Below are 14,497 nucleotides of genomic sequence, written 5' to 3' on the forward strand. Positions count from 1 at the left end.
TAACTTCCTCCTCTGCCACACCGCTCTGCCCCTGCCTTATAGCGTTTGATGCTTGAAAATCACTAAACGGTATATAAAAGCGTTACAGCTCCGCACCTAGTTATAAATACACTGGTCAACATCAGGGCGAAAGCCCGGCGGATTGATTCAGCTATAAGGTGCACAATGAAACAAACACGGGTTAAAAATTTCATGCTGAAAGGATGGTTGGCGGCGGCGCTGTTAGCCAGCGGTACCGTTTCGGCCGCTGAGCTGCTGAACAGCTCCTATGACGTTTCCCGTGAGTTGTTTACCGCGCTGAACCCGGGTTTTGAACAGCAGTGGAACCAGCAGCATCCGGGCGACAAGCTGACCATCAAACAATCTCACGCCGGCTCTTCCAAGCAGGCGCTAGCCATATTGCAGGGGTTACGTGCCGACGTCGTGACCTACAACCAGGTGACCGATGTGCAGATCCTGCACGATCGCGGCCAACTGATCCCGGCTGACTGGCAGGCTCGTTTACCGAACAACAGCTCCCCTTTCTATTCCACCATGGCTTTCCTGGTGCGCAAGGACAACCCAAAAGGCATCCATAGCTGGAACGATTTGGTGCGCGACGATGTGAAGCTGGTGTTCCCGAACCCGAAAACCTCCGGCAACGGCCGTTATACCTATCTGGCTGCCTGGGGAGCCGCCAGCCAGGCTGACGGCAACGATCAGGCCAAAACCCGTGCCTTTATGACCCGTTTCCTGAAAAACGTGCTGGTGTTTGACACCGGCGGTCGCGGTGCGACCACTACCTTTGTGGAACGCGGCCTGGGTGACGTGCTGATCAGTTTTGAGTCGGAAGTGAACAATATCCGCAAGCAGTATGGCGAAGACAAGTATCAGGTGATCGTGCCGCCGGTCGATATTCTGGCGGAGTTCCCGGTCGCCTGGGTCGACAAAAACGTGGAAAGAAACGGCACTGAACAGGCCGCCAAAGATTATTTGAATTACCTCTACAGCCCGGCTGCGCAGCAGGTGATCACCAGCTTCTACTATCGCGTGTATGACAAGCAGGCGATGGCGGCCGCGAAGGGCCAGTTCCCGCAGACCAAACTGTTCCGTGTAGAAGATCAGTTTGGTGGCTGGCCACAGGTGATGAAGACGCATTTCTCTACCGGTGGCGAGTTGGATCAACTGTTAGCGGCAGGGCATAAGTAATGTTGTTGTCCAGCAAACGGGTTCTGCCTGGGTTTGGTCTCAGTCTGGGAAGCAGCCTGTTTTACACTTGCCTGATCCTGCTGCTGCCGCTCAGCGCACTGGTGATGCAGCTGGCGCAGATGAGCCTGGCGCAATATTGGGAAGTGGTTTCCAACCCGCAGGTGGTTGCCGCCTATAAGGTCACGTTGCTGGCGGCGGGCGTCGCCAGCTTGTTCAACGCGGTGTTCGGCATGCTGATGGCCTGGATCCTGACTCGCTATCGTTTTCCGGGGCGCACGCTGCTGGACGGCCTGATCGACCTGCCGTTTGCGCTGCCGACGGCGGTGGCTGGTTTGACGCTGGCGGGGCTGTTCTCCACCACCGGGTGGTATGGCCAATGGTTGGCGCATTTTGACATCAAGGTGACGTTCACCTGGCTCGGTATCGCGGTGGCGATGGCCTTCACCAGCTTGCCCTTCGTGGTGCGTACCGTTCAACCGGTGCTGGAAGAGCTGGGGCCCGAATATGAAGAGGCCGCAGAGACCCTGGGCGCAACCCGCTGGCAGAGTTTTCGCCGCGTGGTGATGCCGGAGCTGGCACCGGCGCTGCTGGCCGGTACGGCCATTTCCTTTACCCGCAGCCTGGGCGAGTTTGGTGCGGTGATTTTCATCGCCGGCAACATCGCCTGGAAGACGGAAGTGACCTCGCTGATGATTTTCGTTCGTCTGCAGGAGTTCGATTATCCGGCGGCCAGTGCGATTGCCTCGGTGATCCTGGCGGCTTCGCTGCTGTTGCTGTTCAGCATTAACGTTCTGCAAAGCCGCTTTGGCCGACGCATCGGGGGGCACTGATGGCGGATATCTCTGAGTTCAACGGCGTCGAACGCCCGCGCGTCAATTGGGGCAAGTGGACGCTGATCGGTATCGGCGTGCTGTTTTCGGTATTGCTGCTGGTGGTGCCGATCATTTCGATTTTCGCCGAAGCCTTTTCCAAGGGCGCTGGCGCGATGTGGAGCAACCTGGTCGATCGCGACATGTTGCACGCTATCTGGCTGACGGTGCTGATTGCCCTGATTACCGTGCCGTTCAACCTGGTGTTCGGCACCTTGCTGGCCTGGCTGGTGACGCGGTTCACTTTCCCGGGCCGCCAGCTGCTGCTGACGTTGATCGACATCCCGTTTGCCGTTTCACCGGTGGTGGCGGGGCTGATTTACCTGCTGTTTTACGGCAGCAATGGCCTGCTGGGCGGTTGGCTGGATGCGCACAATATCCAGATCATGTTTTCCTGGCCGGGCATGGTGTTGGTGACCATTTTCGTGACCTGTCCGTTCGTGGTGCGTGAGCTGGTGCCGATGATGCTGAGCCAGGGTAGCCAGGAAGACGAGGCCGCCATTTTACTGGGCGCTTCCGGCTGGCAGATGTTCCGCCGGGTGACGTTGCCGAACATTCGCTGGGCGCTGCTGTACGGCGTGGTGCTGACCAACGCGCGCGCCATTGGCGAATTCGGCGCGGTGTCGGTGGTGTCCGGTTCTATTCGCGGCGAGACCTTTAGCCTGCCGCTGCAGGTCGAGTTATTGCAACAGGATTACAACACTGTTGGCTCCTTTACCGCCGCCGGGTTACTGACCCTGATGGCGATAGTGACCCTATTTTTGAAGAGTGGCCTGCAATGGCGTCTGGAACGTCAGAATGCACGTCTCGAGCGGGAGGAAAGTCATGAGCATTGAGATTAACGGTATCAACAAGTTCTTCGGTCGTACCAAGGTATTGAACGATATCTCGCTCGATATTGCCTCCGGTGAGATGGTGGCGTTGTTGGGGCCGTCGGGCTCCGGCAAAACCACGCTGCTGCGCATTATCGCCGGGCTGGAAAACCAGAGCGGCGGCAAGCTGGGCTTCCACGGCACCGACGTCAGCCATGTGCATGCGCGCGATCGCCGGGTGGGTTTCGTGTTCCAGCATTACGCGCTGTTCCGCCATATGACGGTGTTCGACAACATTGCCTTTGGCCTGAGCGTGCTGCCGCGTCGTGAGCGCCCGAATGCCGCGGCGATCAAACAAAAAGTGACCCAACTGCTGGAGATGGTGCAGCTGGGTCATTTGGCCAACCGCTATCCCTCACAGCTTTCCGGCGGCCAGAAGCAACGCGTAGCTTTGGCTCGTGCACTGGCTGTAGAGCCGCAGATTCTGCTGCTGGACGAACCTTTTGGTGCGCTGGATGCCCAGGTGCGTAAAGAACTGCGCCGTTGGTTGCGTCAGTTGCATGAAGAGCTGAAGTTTACCAGCGTATTCGTCACCCACGATCAGGAAGAGGCGATGGAAGTGGCCGACCGCATCGTGGTGATGAGCCAGGGCAATATTGAGCAGGTAGGTTCGCCGGAAGAAATTGTCCGCGAACCGGCCAGCCGCTTTGTGCTGGAGTTCATGGGCGAAGTGAACCGCCTGAGCGGCGAAATCCGCGGCTCGCAGCTGTTCGTCGGTGCGCACCAGTGGCCACTGTCGTTCCAGCCGATGCATCAGGGCAGCGTGGATCTGTTCCTGCGGCCTTGGGAGATGGAAGTGGGCACCGAGAGCAGCGAACGCTGCCCGTTGCCGGTGCAGGTGCTGGAGGTTAGCCCGCGTGGCCACTTCTGGCAGATGACCGTTCAGCCGATCGGTTGGCACCAGGAACCTATCAGCGTGGTGTTGCCTGACGGCAACGAGCCGCCGGTTCGCGGTGGCCGTTATTACGTCGGCAGCCTGAATGCGCGCCTGTACGCTGGCGATCGGCTGCTACAACCAGTTGCGTTAGCTAAAAGCGCCTGATAGTTTTTACCTCCCAACATCATTTTAAAGGCAACCCTGGGGTTGCCTTTTTACATTACGCACTTCAACACACAGGCAAAGCACGTGACAACGCTCGAACAATGCATCGGCAATACCCCGCTGGTAAAATTACAACGTCTGGCCGCAGGACTGGGCAGCGAGGTTTGGGTCAAGCTGGAAGGCAATAATCCGGCGGGCTCGGTGAAGGACCGCGCCGCGCTGGCGATGATCCAGCAGGCGGAATTGCGCGGTGAGATTAAACCCGGTGACCGGCTGATTGAGGCCACCAGCGGCAATACCGGCATTGCGCTGGCGATGATCGCGGCGTTGAAAGGCTACGCTTTGACGCTGCTGATGCCGGAAAACATGAGTCTGGAACGCCAGGCGGCGATGCGCGCCTACGGGGCCGAGCTGATCCTGGTCAGCCGGGAAGTGGGCATGGAAGGGGCGCGTGACCTGGCGTTGGACATGCAGAATCAGGGGCAGGGCAAGGTGCTGGATCAGTTCAACAATCTGGACAATCCCTACGCCCACTTCACCACCACCGGCCCGGAAATCTGGCAGCAGAGCCAGCAGCGGGTCACCCATTTCGTCTCCAGCATGGGCACCACCGGCACCATTACCGGGGTGGGAGGCTACCTGAAGAGCCAAAATTCGCAGGTGCAGATCATTGGCCTGCAACCGGCGGAAGGCAGCAATATTCCCGGTATTCGCCGCTGGGCACCGGCCTATCTGCCGGGTATTTTCCGCCCGGATCTGGTGGATCAGGTATTGGATATCGAGCAAACCGACGCCGAGCAGACCATGCGTCAGCTGGCGCAGCGCGAAGGCATTTTCTGCGGCGTCAGCTCCGGCGGTGCGGTAGCCGGTGCGTTGCGGATCGCAGCGGCGAACCCGGGCAGCGTGATTGTGGCGATCATCTGCGATCGCGGCGATCGCTACCTCTCCACCGGCGTTTTCGGTTGAGGGTTACTCCCTTTCCAACGCATGTATCGGATCCATCCCGGCAGCGCGTCTTGCCGGGAAGAAGCCAAAAATCACCCCGATCAGCGTCGAACAGATAAACGCGGCGATAATGGACTCGGTGGAATACACCATCGTGAAATTGTCGCTGAATTGACTGAACACCACGCCAATCCCCAGCGACAGCAGAACCCCCAATGTGCCGCCCAGCAGGCACACCAGTACCGCCTCAATTAAAAATTGTTGCATGATGTCGCTGGCGCGGGCACCGACCGCCATACGCACGCCGATTTCGCGGGTGCGTTCGGTCACCGACACCAGCATGATATTCATTACCCCAATGCCACCCACCACCAGAGAAATCAATGCGATCATCGACACCAGCAGCGTCAGGGTGGCGGTGGTTTTCTCAATGGTTTGGCGAATGCTGTCGGTATTCATCACAAAGAAGTCCTTGCCGCCATGGCGCTGGCTCAGCAGACGGGTGACGCCGTCTTCGGCGCTGGTGAGATCGATATCGTCGTTCACCCGCACGGTGATGCTTTTCAGGTAGCTCTGGCCCAGCATGCGTTTCATGGCAGTGGTGTAGGGGATCCAGACGTTCAGATTCTCGTCGCTGCCGAAACCGCTCTGTTTTTTGGCGGCGACGCCGATAATGCGACACGGCAGCGAGCCGAGCAGGATCACTTCGCCAAGCGGGTTGGCGCCGTGAGGAAACAGTTTGTTGCGGGTGTTTTCGTCAATCACCGCTTCCTGCATCAACTGGTCGACGCTATGGCGGTTAAACGCCATGCCGCTGTCGATGCTGTAACCGCGCACCAGAAAATACTGCTCACCGACGCCATTGACCGTGCCGCTGACCGACTGATTGCCATAGCGGAAGGTGGTGCTGCTTGAAACGGTCGGCGTGACGCTGTGCACGTAGCCCTGCTGCGCCAGCGCATCGGCGTCGGTGGCCCGCAGCGTCTGTACTGCAGCAGAACGCATATCGCCGAAATCTTTGCCCGGATAGACCTCCAGCGTGCTGGTGCCCATGGCGTTGATGTTGGCCAGCACCTGCTGCTGAGAGCCTTTGCCCAGCGCCACCACCGATACCACCGAGGCGATACCGATGATAATGCCGAGCATGGTCAGCAGGGTGCGCAGGCGTTGGGAGGCCATCGCCAGCAGCGCCATTTTGAATGCCTCGTACAGGCGATCGCGTTGCGATTGCCAGCGGCTGACGGCGTTATCCAGCGATATCGGTAGGCGTGCCACGGTGTGGGGCGTTGTTTTCCGTCGGTCGGCGACAATCTCGCCGTCGCTAAGCTCAATGATGCGCTGAGCATGTTCGGCAACCTGCATATCGTGAGTGACAATCACCACCGTATGGCCGCGAGCGTGCAGGTCTTTCAGGATGCTCATCACTTCTTGCCCGCTGTGGCTGTCCAGCGCGCCGGTGGGTTCGTCTGCCAAGATTACCTCGCCACCGTTCATCAATGCGCGAGCGATACTGACGCGTTGCTGCTGGCCACCGGAGAGCTGGCTGGGACGATAATTCAACCGTTGCGCCAGGCCGAGCCTTTGCAGCAGATCTGCGGCGTGTTGTTGGCGTGCGCTGCGGGCATGGCCGGCATACACCGCAGGGACTTCCACGTTGCCGTGGGCGCTAAGATCTCCCAGCAAATGATAGCGTTGGAAGATAAAACCGAAATGTTCGCGGCGCAGTTCGGCCAGGCTGTCGCGATCCAGCCGTGCGGTACTGCGGCCGGCCACCTGATAATCCCCTTCGCTTGGGCGATCGAGGCAGCCGAGAATGTTCATCAAGGTTGATTTACCCGAGCCGGAGGCGCCCACGATGGCCACCATCTCGCCTTGGGCAATGCTGAGATTGATCTCCTTGAGCACGGTGACGTTTTGGTCACCGGCCTGAAAACGGCGGCTGATATCGTGCAGTTGCAGTAGGGGTTGTGGGGTCATCATCACATCCCCATCGGTGGCGGGCCCATACGACGGGCGGGGCTTTGGCTCGTGGCATTGGCCTGGCTGACGATCACTTTCTCACCGGCCAACACGCCGCTGATAATCTGTGCGTCGACGTTATTATTGATACCGACCTTGACCGGACGGCGGGCGATATTGCCCTGCTTATCCACCACCTGTACCCAGTCGCCTTCCAGCGCGGTAGCCGGGATCACCACTGCATTTTCCGCTTTGGCCAACACGATATACACCTGCGCAGTCATTGAGATGCGCAGCGCGCCGTCCGGGTTTGCCACATCAAACAGGCCGTTGTAGTAAATTGCGGTGCTGGAGCTGGAAGTGTTGCTGGACGTGCTGGTGCTGGTCGAAGTGGTTTCGTCGTTGATCGAGTCTGGTGCCGGTTCTATGGCCCGCAGCTGGGTGCTATAACGCTTGCCCGGTTCGCCGAGGATGGTGAAATAGACCGGCATGCCGGTTTTCACCTTGACCACATCGGCTTCGGATATTTGCGCTTCGACAGTCATGGTCGCCAACTGAGCGACTTTGACGATGGTGGGGGCGCTTTGGACGGCGTTCACCGTTTGGCCTTCTTCGACCGGTAACGCGACGATGGTGCCGTCGATCGGCGAGGTGATTTTGGTGTAACCGAGGTTAACCTGCGCGGTGTTGACCGCGATTTGCGCCTGAATGATCTGCGCATCCAGCGCGTTGATATCGGCGCGGGTGGCAATCAACGTGGCCTGAGCGCTGTCCAAATCTGCGCGGACCCCGACGCCACGCGCCACTATGGTCTGCTGGCGCTGATAAACCAGTTGATTGTTGTGCAGCGCCGCCATTTTGGACGCGCGCTGTGCCTGAACGTTCTTCAATGCCGCTTCCGCGTCCCTCAGGGCGTTCTGCTGGGTTAAGTCATCAATCTCAGCCACTCGCTGGCCTTTATGCACTTTGTCGCCCAGCGACACGTACAGGGCCTTAATCTGGCCCGATACCTGAGCGCCGACGCTAACCTGTTTTTGCGCTTCTATCGTACCGTCGGCCAACACCGTTTGTTCCAGGTCACGGGTTTGTGCTACCGCTGTGATATACCGGGGCGTTTCTGTAGCGTCGTGGGATCGGAAGTAGAGAAATAGGGCGATAGCGGCCACAATAACAGTGGGCGGCAGATAGCGTTTTAAGCGTTGAAACGATGGCATGAGGAGAAGCTTCCCTGGCATAAAGCGTGGCGAAAATCTGTTGGCACTAATTTAACGCGCCGTCGGCCGGGCTGCGGTTAAGTGGCATTCAGGAATATGTAAGGATTGAGTAAAACCGGCTGCGAAGCAGGCAAATAGGCGTGAAAATGACGAAAATCCGCGAAGGAGTAAGGCATGAAAATTTTATTGGTCGATGATGACCTCGAGCTCGGCACCATGCTGAGTGAATATCTGACTGGCGAAGGTTTCAATGCCACGCTGGTGTTGACCGGCAAAGCGGGCGTGGAAGGCGCGCTGTCTGGCGATTACACCGCAATGATCCTCGACATCATGCTGCCGGACATGAGCGGCATCGACGTGCTGCGCGACGTGCGTAAAAAGAGCCGTATGCCAATCATTATGCTGACGGCCAAAGGCGACAATATCGACCGGGTCATCGGGTTGGAGATGGGGGCCGACGACTACATGCCCAAGCCATGCTATCCCCGCGAACTGGTAGCGCGCCTGCGTGCGGTGCTGCGTCGTTTCGACGAGCGCCCGGAAGAAGTGGACGACGAAATTGCCATTAACTTCGGTGAGCTGACCCTCAATCCATCGACCCGCAGCAGCGAATGGCGCGGTAAACCTTTCGATCTGACCGCTTCCGAATTCAACTTGCTGGAGCTGTTGCTGCGCGCGCCTGAACGCGTGGTATCAAAAGACGAGCTATCGGAAAAAGGGTTAGGGCGCCCGCGCGAAGCCTATGACCGCAGCGTTGACGTTCACATCAGCAACATTCGCCAGAAGTTGGGGGCGTTGACGGATAACGCGCTCAGCATTGAAACGGTGCGCAGCATCGGCTACCGCATTCGGTAATGGCCATGCGCGGAAGACTATTCTGGAAAATCCTGCTCGGTTTCTGGCTGACCTTTATCATCATGACCCAGGCGCTGTGGGTCGCTTTTTCTTTGTATGGCGATCGCTATGAGCCGCCGGAAAACGCGATGGCCCGGCGTGCGGTTACGCTGCAACTGACTTCGGCCGCCACCCAATTGCGCGAGGGCGGACTGCCGGCATTGAATGCCATGCTGAAAGACTGGTCGGATGATGACCGACGCTTGCTGTCCGTAACGCCGATGGCGCAGCCGCCTGCAGCGGAGGAACCGGTATTTGAGGGGCGCCGCAGGTTAAAGGAGGTGACTGCGTGGGTGAAAGATTCGGGTGGCACGGGCTATCTGTTGAGTTACGACATGCGGGCCCTGCGGGAAGAATATAGCCCGAACCGGCGTCCGCACGTGTTCAATATCCCTATGCCGATGCTTTGGGTGGGGGGGCTGGCGGGGCTGCTGTTCAGTACGGTGCTGGCCTGGAACCTGACCCGGCCGATGCGTAAGCTGCGCGATGGTTTTGACCGCGTAGCCCAGGGCGACTTATCGGTGCGTTTGTTCCCGGCGATGCGCCGGCGGCATGATGAACTGTCCGAGGTAGCGCGCGATTTTGACAGCATGGCCGAACGGCTGGAGCTGTTGGTCAGCGCCCGCGAACAGTTGCTGCACGACGTTTCGCACGAGCTTCGTTCACCGTTAGCCCGGTTGCAGTTGGCCATTGGCCTGGCGCGGCAAAATGCAGGCAACGTCGAGAGCTCGCTGCAACGCATTGAGCATGAAGCGGGGCGGCTGGATAAAATGATTGGCGAACTGTTGGCGCTGTCACGTGCCGAGAGCAACAGTCTGCCGGACGAAGAGTATTTCGATCTGTACGGGCTGGTGGATGCGGTAGTGAGCGACGCGCGTTACGAAGCGCAAATCCCTGGCGTCGAGATTGTGCTGCAGGCCAGTTCGGACGTGGAGTACACCGTTAAGGGCAATGCCGAGCTGATGCGGCGCGCGGTGGATAATATCGTGCGCAACGCGTTACGTTTCTCCAGCCATGGTCAGCGGGTGACGGTGGTGTTGACGCGAATCGACCAACTGTTCCAAATAGAGGTCAGCGATCAGGGGCCTGGGGTGGAAGAGACGAAGCTTTCCAGCATCTTTGATCCGTTCGTCAGGGTAAAATCGGCGATGTCGGGCAAGGGTTACGGACTGGGACTGGCGATCACCCGCAAGGTGGTGCTGGCACATGGCGGACAGGTTGAGGCGCGCAACGGCGAACAGGAAGGATTGGTGATTACTCTGCGCATTCCGCGTTGGCAGTAATAATACCCTTCGCCTTTAGAACCGCCGCGTTGTTGGCTGCTTGTGCGCACACCAGTCACTTACTTGAGTAAGCTCCTGGGGATTCACCCGCTTACCGCCTGGCTGCAATTCGAAATTCGTTGGGTATTCTCAGTTGTGCAATAGGCGTTATCGGCGCATGCAGTTTGAAAATGCCTCGGAGCGTACGTGCAGTACGTACTGGTTCAGCCTGGTGACATAAAAAAACGGCGCCAAGGGCGCCGTTCTTATTTCATTCGCAATTACTTCTTGATGCGGATGATTGGGGTCTCACCAACGGTTACGTTACCGGTCAGTTTGATCAGCTCTTTGATCTCGTCCATGTTGGAGATAACCACCGGCGTCAGGATAGACTTGGCTTTCTCTTCCAGCAGGGCCAGGTTGAACTCGATAACGACGTCACCTTTCTTGACGCGCTGGCCTTCTTCAGCGATGCGTTTGAAGCCTTCGCCTTTCAGTTCAACGGTGTCGATACCGAAGTGGACAAACAGCTCGATGCCGCTGTCGGATTCGATAGAGAAAGCATGGTTGGTTTCGAAAATTTTACCGATAGTACCGTCAACCGGGGCAACCATTTTGTTGCCGGTAGGTTTGATGGCAATACCGTCGCCAACGATTTTTTCAGCAAATACTACGTCAGGCACATCTTCGATATTAACGATTTCGCCAGAAAGTGGAGCTACGATCTCGATAGTGCCCGTGTCTTTCTTGTCATCAGAAACCAGAGATTTCAGTTTATCGAACAAACCCATGATCTTCTCCTAAGCATTAAATTGGGCGGCGTTCCAGTGTCGTGGAAGTTTAGCAGAGCGTCTTTTCTTCGATGAATTTATTCACGCAATTCATCAGATCTTGCGCCGTTGGCTGTGCCAAGGCTTGCGCTGCCAACGCCTTCACATCTTCGAAATTAGTATTACGAATAATTTTCTTGATGCGCGGGATTGAAATCGCACTCATGCTGAACTCATCCAGCCCCATGCCCAATAACAACAGTGTAGCACGCTCATCGCCAGCCAGTTCACCGCACATACCGGTCCACTTGCCTTCTGCATGAGATGCATCAATAACCTGTTTGATCAGGCCAAGCACTGATGGGGACATCGGGTTATAGAGATGAGAAATCAGCTCATTGCCGCGATCTACCGCCAGAGTATACTGGGTTAGATCGTTTGTCCCAATACTAAAGAAGTCGACTTCTTTCGCCAGGTGATGAGCAATCACTGCCGCGGCCGGTGTTTCCACCATTACGCCCACTTCAATGGTCTCGTCAAAGGCCTTGGATTCTTCACGCAGCTGCGCCTTAAGCGTCTCGATTTCACCTTTCAGATCGCGGACTTCTTCCACGGAAATGATCATCGGGAACATGATGCGCAGTTTGCCGAACGCGGAAGCGCGCAGGATGGCGCGCAGTTGCGCGTGCAGGATTTCTCTGCGGTCCATGGCGATACGAATCGCGCGCCAGCCGAGGAACGGGTTCTCTTCTTTCGGCAGGTTCATGTACGGCAGGTCTTTGTCGCCGCCGATGTCCATGGTACGGACGATCACGGCCTGTGAGCCCATGGCTTCCGCAACGGCTTTGTAAGCCTGGAACTGCTCGTCTTCAGTCGGCAGTGAATCGCGGTCCATGAACAGGAATTCGGTACGATACAGGCCAACACCTTCTGCGCCGTTGCGCTCTGCACCGGCGACGTCGCGCACGGTACCGATGTTGGCACAGACTTCAACCTGATGACCGTCCAGCGTAATCGCCGGCAGATCTTTCAGCTTGGCCAGATCGTTTTTCTCGGTGACGTACTGGTTCTGTTCGGCTTTCAGCTGATCGATAACGTCAGCGGTCGGGTTAACGTAAATTTTGTTGTTAACCGCATCCAGAATCAGATAGTCGTCGTTCTTCACCTGCTTGGTCACGTCGCTGGTGCCTACGATTGCCGGCAATTCCAGGGAGCGAGCCATGATGGAGGTGTGGGAAGTCCGGCCGCCGAGATCGGTAATGAAGCCCAGCACTTTGTCCAGGTTCAACTGTGCGGTCTCAGACGGGGTCAAATCGGTAGCGACCAGGATAACTTCGTCCTGGATGGCGCTCAGATCGACGATAGCCAGGCCCAGAATATTCTGCAGCAGGCGTTTACCGATGTCGCGTACGTCAGCCGCACGCTCTTTCAGGTATTCATCGTCGAGTTCTTCCAGTGCTTTCGCCTGGCCTTCGATGATGGTGTAGGCCGCAGCGTCTGCAGAAGCCAACTCATCTTTGATTAGGGCTATGATTTCCTGCTCAAGCTCTTCGTCTTCCAACAGCATGATGTGGCCTTCGAAGATAGCTTCTTTCTCTTCGCCGAAGGTTTCGCCAGCTTTGGTCTTGATCGCTTCCAACTGCTCGGACGCTTTGGCGCGGCCGGCAAGAAAACGTGAGACTTCCTGCTCTACATCATCTGCAGAGATTTTCTTCCGGTTGATGACAATTTCATCTTCTTTCAGTAGGAGAGCCTTACCAAAAGCGATACCCGGTGATACTAAAATGCCTGAAATCATAACCCTACCTTACTCTTGACTGGTGTTAACTAAGAAGACGGGCCGATTACTCAAGCTCTGCCATCAGTTTTACCAAGTGCTCAACGGCTTTCTGCTCGTCTTCACCTTCAGCGGAGATGGTCACTACGGTCCCTTGAGTCAGCCCCAGAGTTTGCAGTTTGAACAGGCTTTTGGCGCTGGCGCTTTTCCCGTTAGAGGTCACGGTGATGTCAGAAGTGAAGCCTTTGGCTTCTTTAACGAACTGAGCGGCAGGGCGAGTGTGCAGACCATTCGGAGCGGTAATAGTAACTTCTTGCTGGAACATTGATGTTTCCCCAACTTATTGGTGTGTCGTGGAGCTAAAGTTTAGCCCAAGGGTATGACTTTAGCTTGTCTGGTTAGCGCCTGACTATGGTACAGGGGCGAGCATTGATGCAACAGAAAACGACGAGTTTGGCACTTCAGATCAAAAAATTTGGCTTCCGCCGTCGTTTCAATCCGCGCTTCATTATGCCGTGTTTAACGCATCAGCGACAAATGAGTAAATCGATTCAGCCTAAACAAGAAATGAAGGGCGATTAATTTTGCGCATCGAAATAATGCACCGTTAAATACTAAAGCTGACGGGTAAAATCAATCTTTGACTGCTATAAACTTTGATCCAGCCCACAAAAAAGCACCCCGAAAGGTGCTTTTTTAGCGATTTATGCGCGGCTGGCACTACTGTTGCAATTCTTGCTCGGTGAACAAATCGGCGAACAGGGCGGTGCTCAAATAACGTTCGCCGGAAGACGGCAAAATCACCACGATGGTTTTGTCGGCGAACGCCGGTTCTTCGGCCAATTTCACCGCTGCGGCTACCGCGGCACCGGAGGAAATGCCCGCCAAGATGCCTTCTTCGTCCATCAGGCGGCGCGCCATGCTGATGGCCTCGTCGTTGGTGATTTGTTCCACGCGGTCCACCAGATCGAGATCCAGGTTGCCGGGGATAAAGCCTGCGCCGATGCCCTGAATTTTGTGCGGGCCCGGTTTGATTTCTTCACCCGCCAGCGCCTGGGTGATGACCGGTGAATCGGTTGGCTCCACCGCCACGGTGGTGATCGCCTTGCCCTTAGTGTTTTTGATGTAGCGGCTGACACCGGTCAGCGTGCCGCCGGTACCGACGCCGGAGATGAATACGTCAACTTCGCCATCGGTGTCGTCCCAGATTTCCGGGCCGGTAGTTTGTTCGTGGATCGCCGGGTTAGCCGGGTTGCTGAACTGCTGCAGGATAATGTAGCGGTTCGGATCGGTGGCGACGATTTCTTCCGCCTTGGCGATCGCGCCCTTCATGCCTTTTGCGCCTTCGGTCAGCACCAGGTTGGCGCCCAGCGCTTTAAGCAGCTTGCGGCGTTCGATGCTCATGGTTTCCGGCATGGTCAGCGTCAGCTTGTAGCCACGCGCCGCGGCGACAAACGCCAGCGCGATGCCGGTGTTGCCGCTGGTCGGCTCCACCAGTTCTTTACCGGCGACCAAAATGCCACGTTTTTCTGCGTCCCAAATCATATTGGCACCGATGCGGCATTTAACGCTAAAGCTGGGGTTGCGTGATTCAACCTTGGCCAGAATGCGTCCGTTGCCGATACGGTTCAGACGAACCAGCGGCGTATGGCCGATTGTTAATGAGTTGTCTTCATATATCTTGCTCATAGCCCGTCCTTTAACT

14 protein-coding genes are annotated in these 14,497 nt (G+C 56.9%); 8 read left to right on the top strand and 6 right to left on the bottom strand.

Going from position 1 to position 14,497, the window contains the following annotated elements; translation table 11 throughout:
• Positions 1–165: 165 nt before the first annotated feature.
• From AC1RKC_RS23240 to cysM, 5 genes are all read left to right on the top strand, one after another.
• Complete coding sequence (locus tag AC1RKC_RS23240; RefSeq protein WP_020828000.1) at positions 166–1,188, top strand: sulfate ABC transporter substrate-binding protein; 1,023 nt, start codon at positions 166–168, stop codon at positions 1,186–1,188.
• Positions 1,188–2,018 carry a sulfate/thiosulfate ABC transporter permease CysT gene (gene cysT / locus AC1RKC_RS23245; protein WP_020827999.1) on the top strand — a complete coding sequence of 277 codons (831 nt, stop codon included), beginning with the start codon at positions 1,188–1,190 and terminating at the stop codon, positions 2,016–2,018. The genes AC1RKC_RS23240 and cysT overlap by 1 nt, the downstream gene beginning before the upstream one ends.
• Entirely contained in the window at positions 2,018–2,893 is an 876-nt protein-coding gene (gene cysW / locus AC1RKC_RS23250; protein WP_020827998.1) for a sulfate/thiosulfate ABC transporter permease CysW, read from the top strand. The genes cysT and cysW overlap by 1 nt, the downstream gene beginning before the upstream one ends.
• Positions 2,883–3,971: a sulfate/thiosulfate ABC transporter ATP-binding protein CysA gene (gene cysA, locus AC1RKC_RS23255; protein WP_020827997.1), complete on the top strand. Its 1,089-nt coding sequence runs from the start codon at positions 2,883–2,885 to the stop codon at positions 3,969–3,971. Before cysW ends, cysA begins: the two co-directional genes overlap by 11 nt.
• A gap of 84 nt (positions 3,972–4,055) precedes the next feature.
• A complete protein-coding gene (cysM, locus tag AC1RKC_RS23260) occupies positions 4,056–4,937 on the top strand; it encodes a cysteine synthase CysM (protein WP_115060974.1) in 882 nt (293 codons plus the stop codon).
• Positions 4,938–4,940: 3 nt separating this feature from the next.
• On the opposite strand, the gene AC1RKC_RS23265 is transcribed toward cysM, so the two are convergent.
• Both AC1RKC_RS23265 and AC1RKC_RS23270 read right to left on the bottom strand, forming a co-directional pair.
• Positions 4,941–6,893, bottom strand: coding sequence for a MacB family efflux pump subunit (locus AC1RKC_RS23265; RefSeq protein ID WP_493092763.1), 1,953 nt, complete (start codon positions 6,891–6,893; stop codon positions 4,941–4,943).
• 2 nt (positions 6,894–6,895) lie between these two features.
• Entirely contained in the window at positions 6,896–8,089 is a 1,194-nt protein-coding gene (locus AC1RKC_RS23270; protein ID WP_493092757.1) for an efflux RND transporter periplasmic adaptor subunit, read from the bottom strand.
• Between the two features lie 174 nt (positions 8,090–8,263).
• On the opposite strand from AC1RKC_RS23270, the gene AC1RKC_RS23275 reads away from it, so the two are divergent.
• A complete protein-coding gene (locus AC1RKC_RS23275) occupies positions 8,264–8,944 on the top strand; it encodes a response regulator transcription factor (protein WP_020827993.1) in 681 nt (226 codons plus the stop codon).
• 5 nt (positions 8,945–8,949) lie between these two features.
• Entirely contained in the window at positions 8,950–10,266 is a 1,317-nt protein-coding gene (locus AC1RKC_RS23280) for an ATP-binding protein (RefSeq protein ID WP_493092758.1), read from the top strand.
• Positions 10,267–10,526: 260 nt separating this feature from the next.
• Here AC1RKC_RS23280 and crr read toward each other — a convergent pair whose 3' ends face one another.
• Genes crr through ptsH form a run of 3 tightly spaced genes read right to left on the bottom strand, consistent with a single transcriptional unit; the run spans position 10,527 to position 13,117 of the window.
• Positions 10,527–11,036, bottom strand: a complete 510-nt coding sequence (crr, locus tag AC1RKC_RS23285) for a PTS glucose transporter subunit IIA (RefSeq protein ID WP_012146162.1) — start codon at positions 11,034–11,036, stop codon at positions 10,527–10,529.
• 49 nt (positions 11,037–11,085) lie between these two features.
• Positions 11,086–12,813 (bottom strand): phosphoenolpyruvate-protein phosphotransferase PtsI, encoded by a 1,728-nt coding sequence (gene ptsI, locus AC1RKC_RS23290; RefSeq protein WP_020827991.1) that lies wholly within the window; start codon positions 12,811–12,813, stop codon positions 11,086–11,088.
• 46 nt (positions 12,814–12,859) lie between these two features.
• Positions 12,860–13,117, bottom strand: a complete 258-nt coding sequence (gene ptsH / locus AC1RKC_RS23295; protein ID WP_004936458.1) for a phosphocarrier protein Hpr — start codon at positions 13,115–13,117, stop codon at positions 12,860–12,862.
• Between the two features lie 107 nt (positions 13,118–13,224).
• Between ptsH and AC1RKC_RS23300 the strand changes: the two genes are divergently transcribed.
• Complete coding sequence (locus AC1RKC_RS23300; RefSeq protein WP_020827990.1) at positions 13,225–13,374, top strand: hypothetical protein; 150 nt, start codon at positions 13,225–13,227, stop codon at positions 13,372–13,374.
• A gap of 138 nt (positions 13,375–13,512) precedes the next feature.
• On the opposite strand, the gene cysK is transcribed toward AC1RKC_RS23300, so the two are convergent.
• Positions 13,513–14,481, bottom strand: coding sequence for a cysteine synthase A (cysK, locus tag AC1RKC_RS23305; protein WP_044552772.1), 969 nt, complete (start codon positions 14,479–14,481; stop codon positions 13,513–13,515).
• Positions 14,482–14,497: the final 16 nt, after the last annotated feature.

The sequence above is a fragment of the Serratia sp. GW822-FHT06E05 genome, assembly GCF_058799445.1.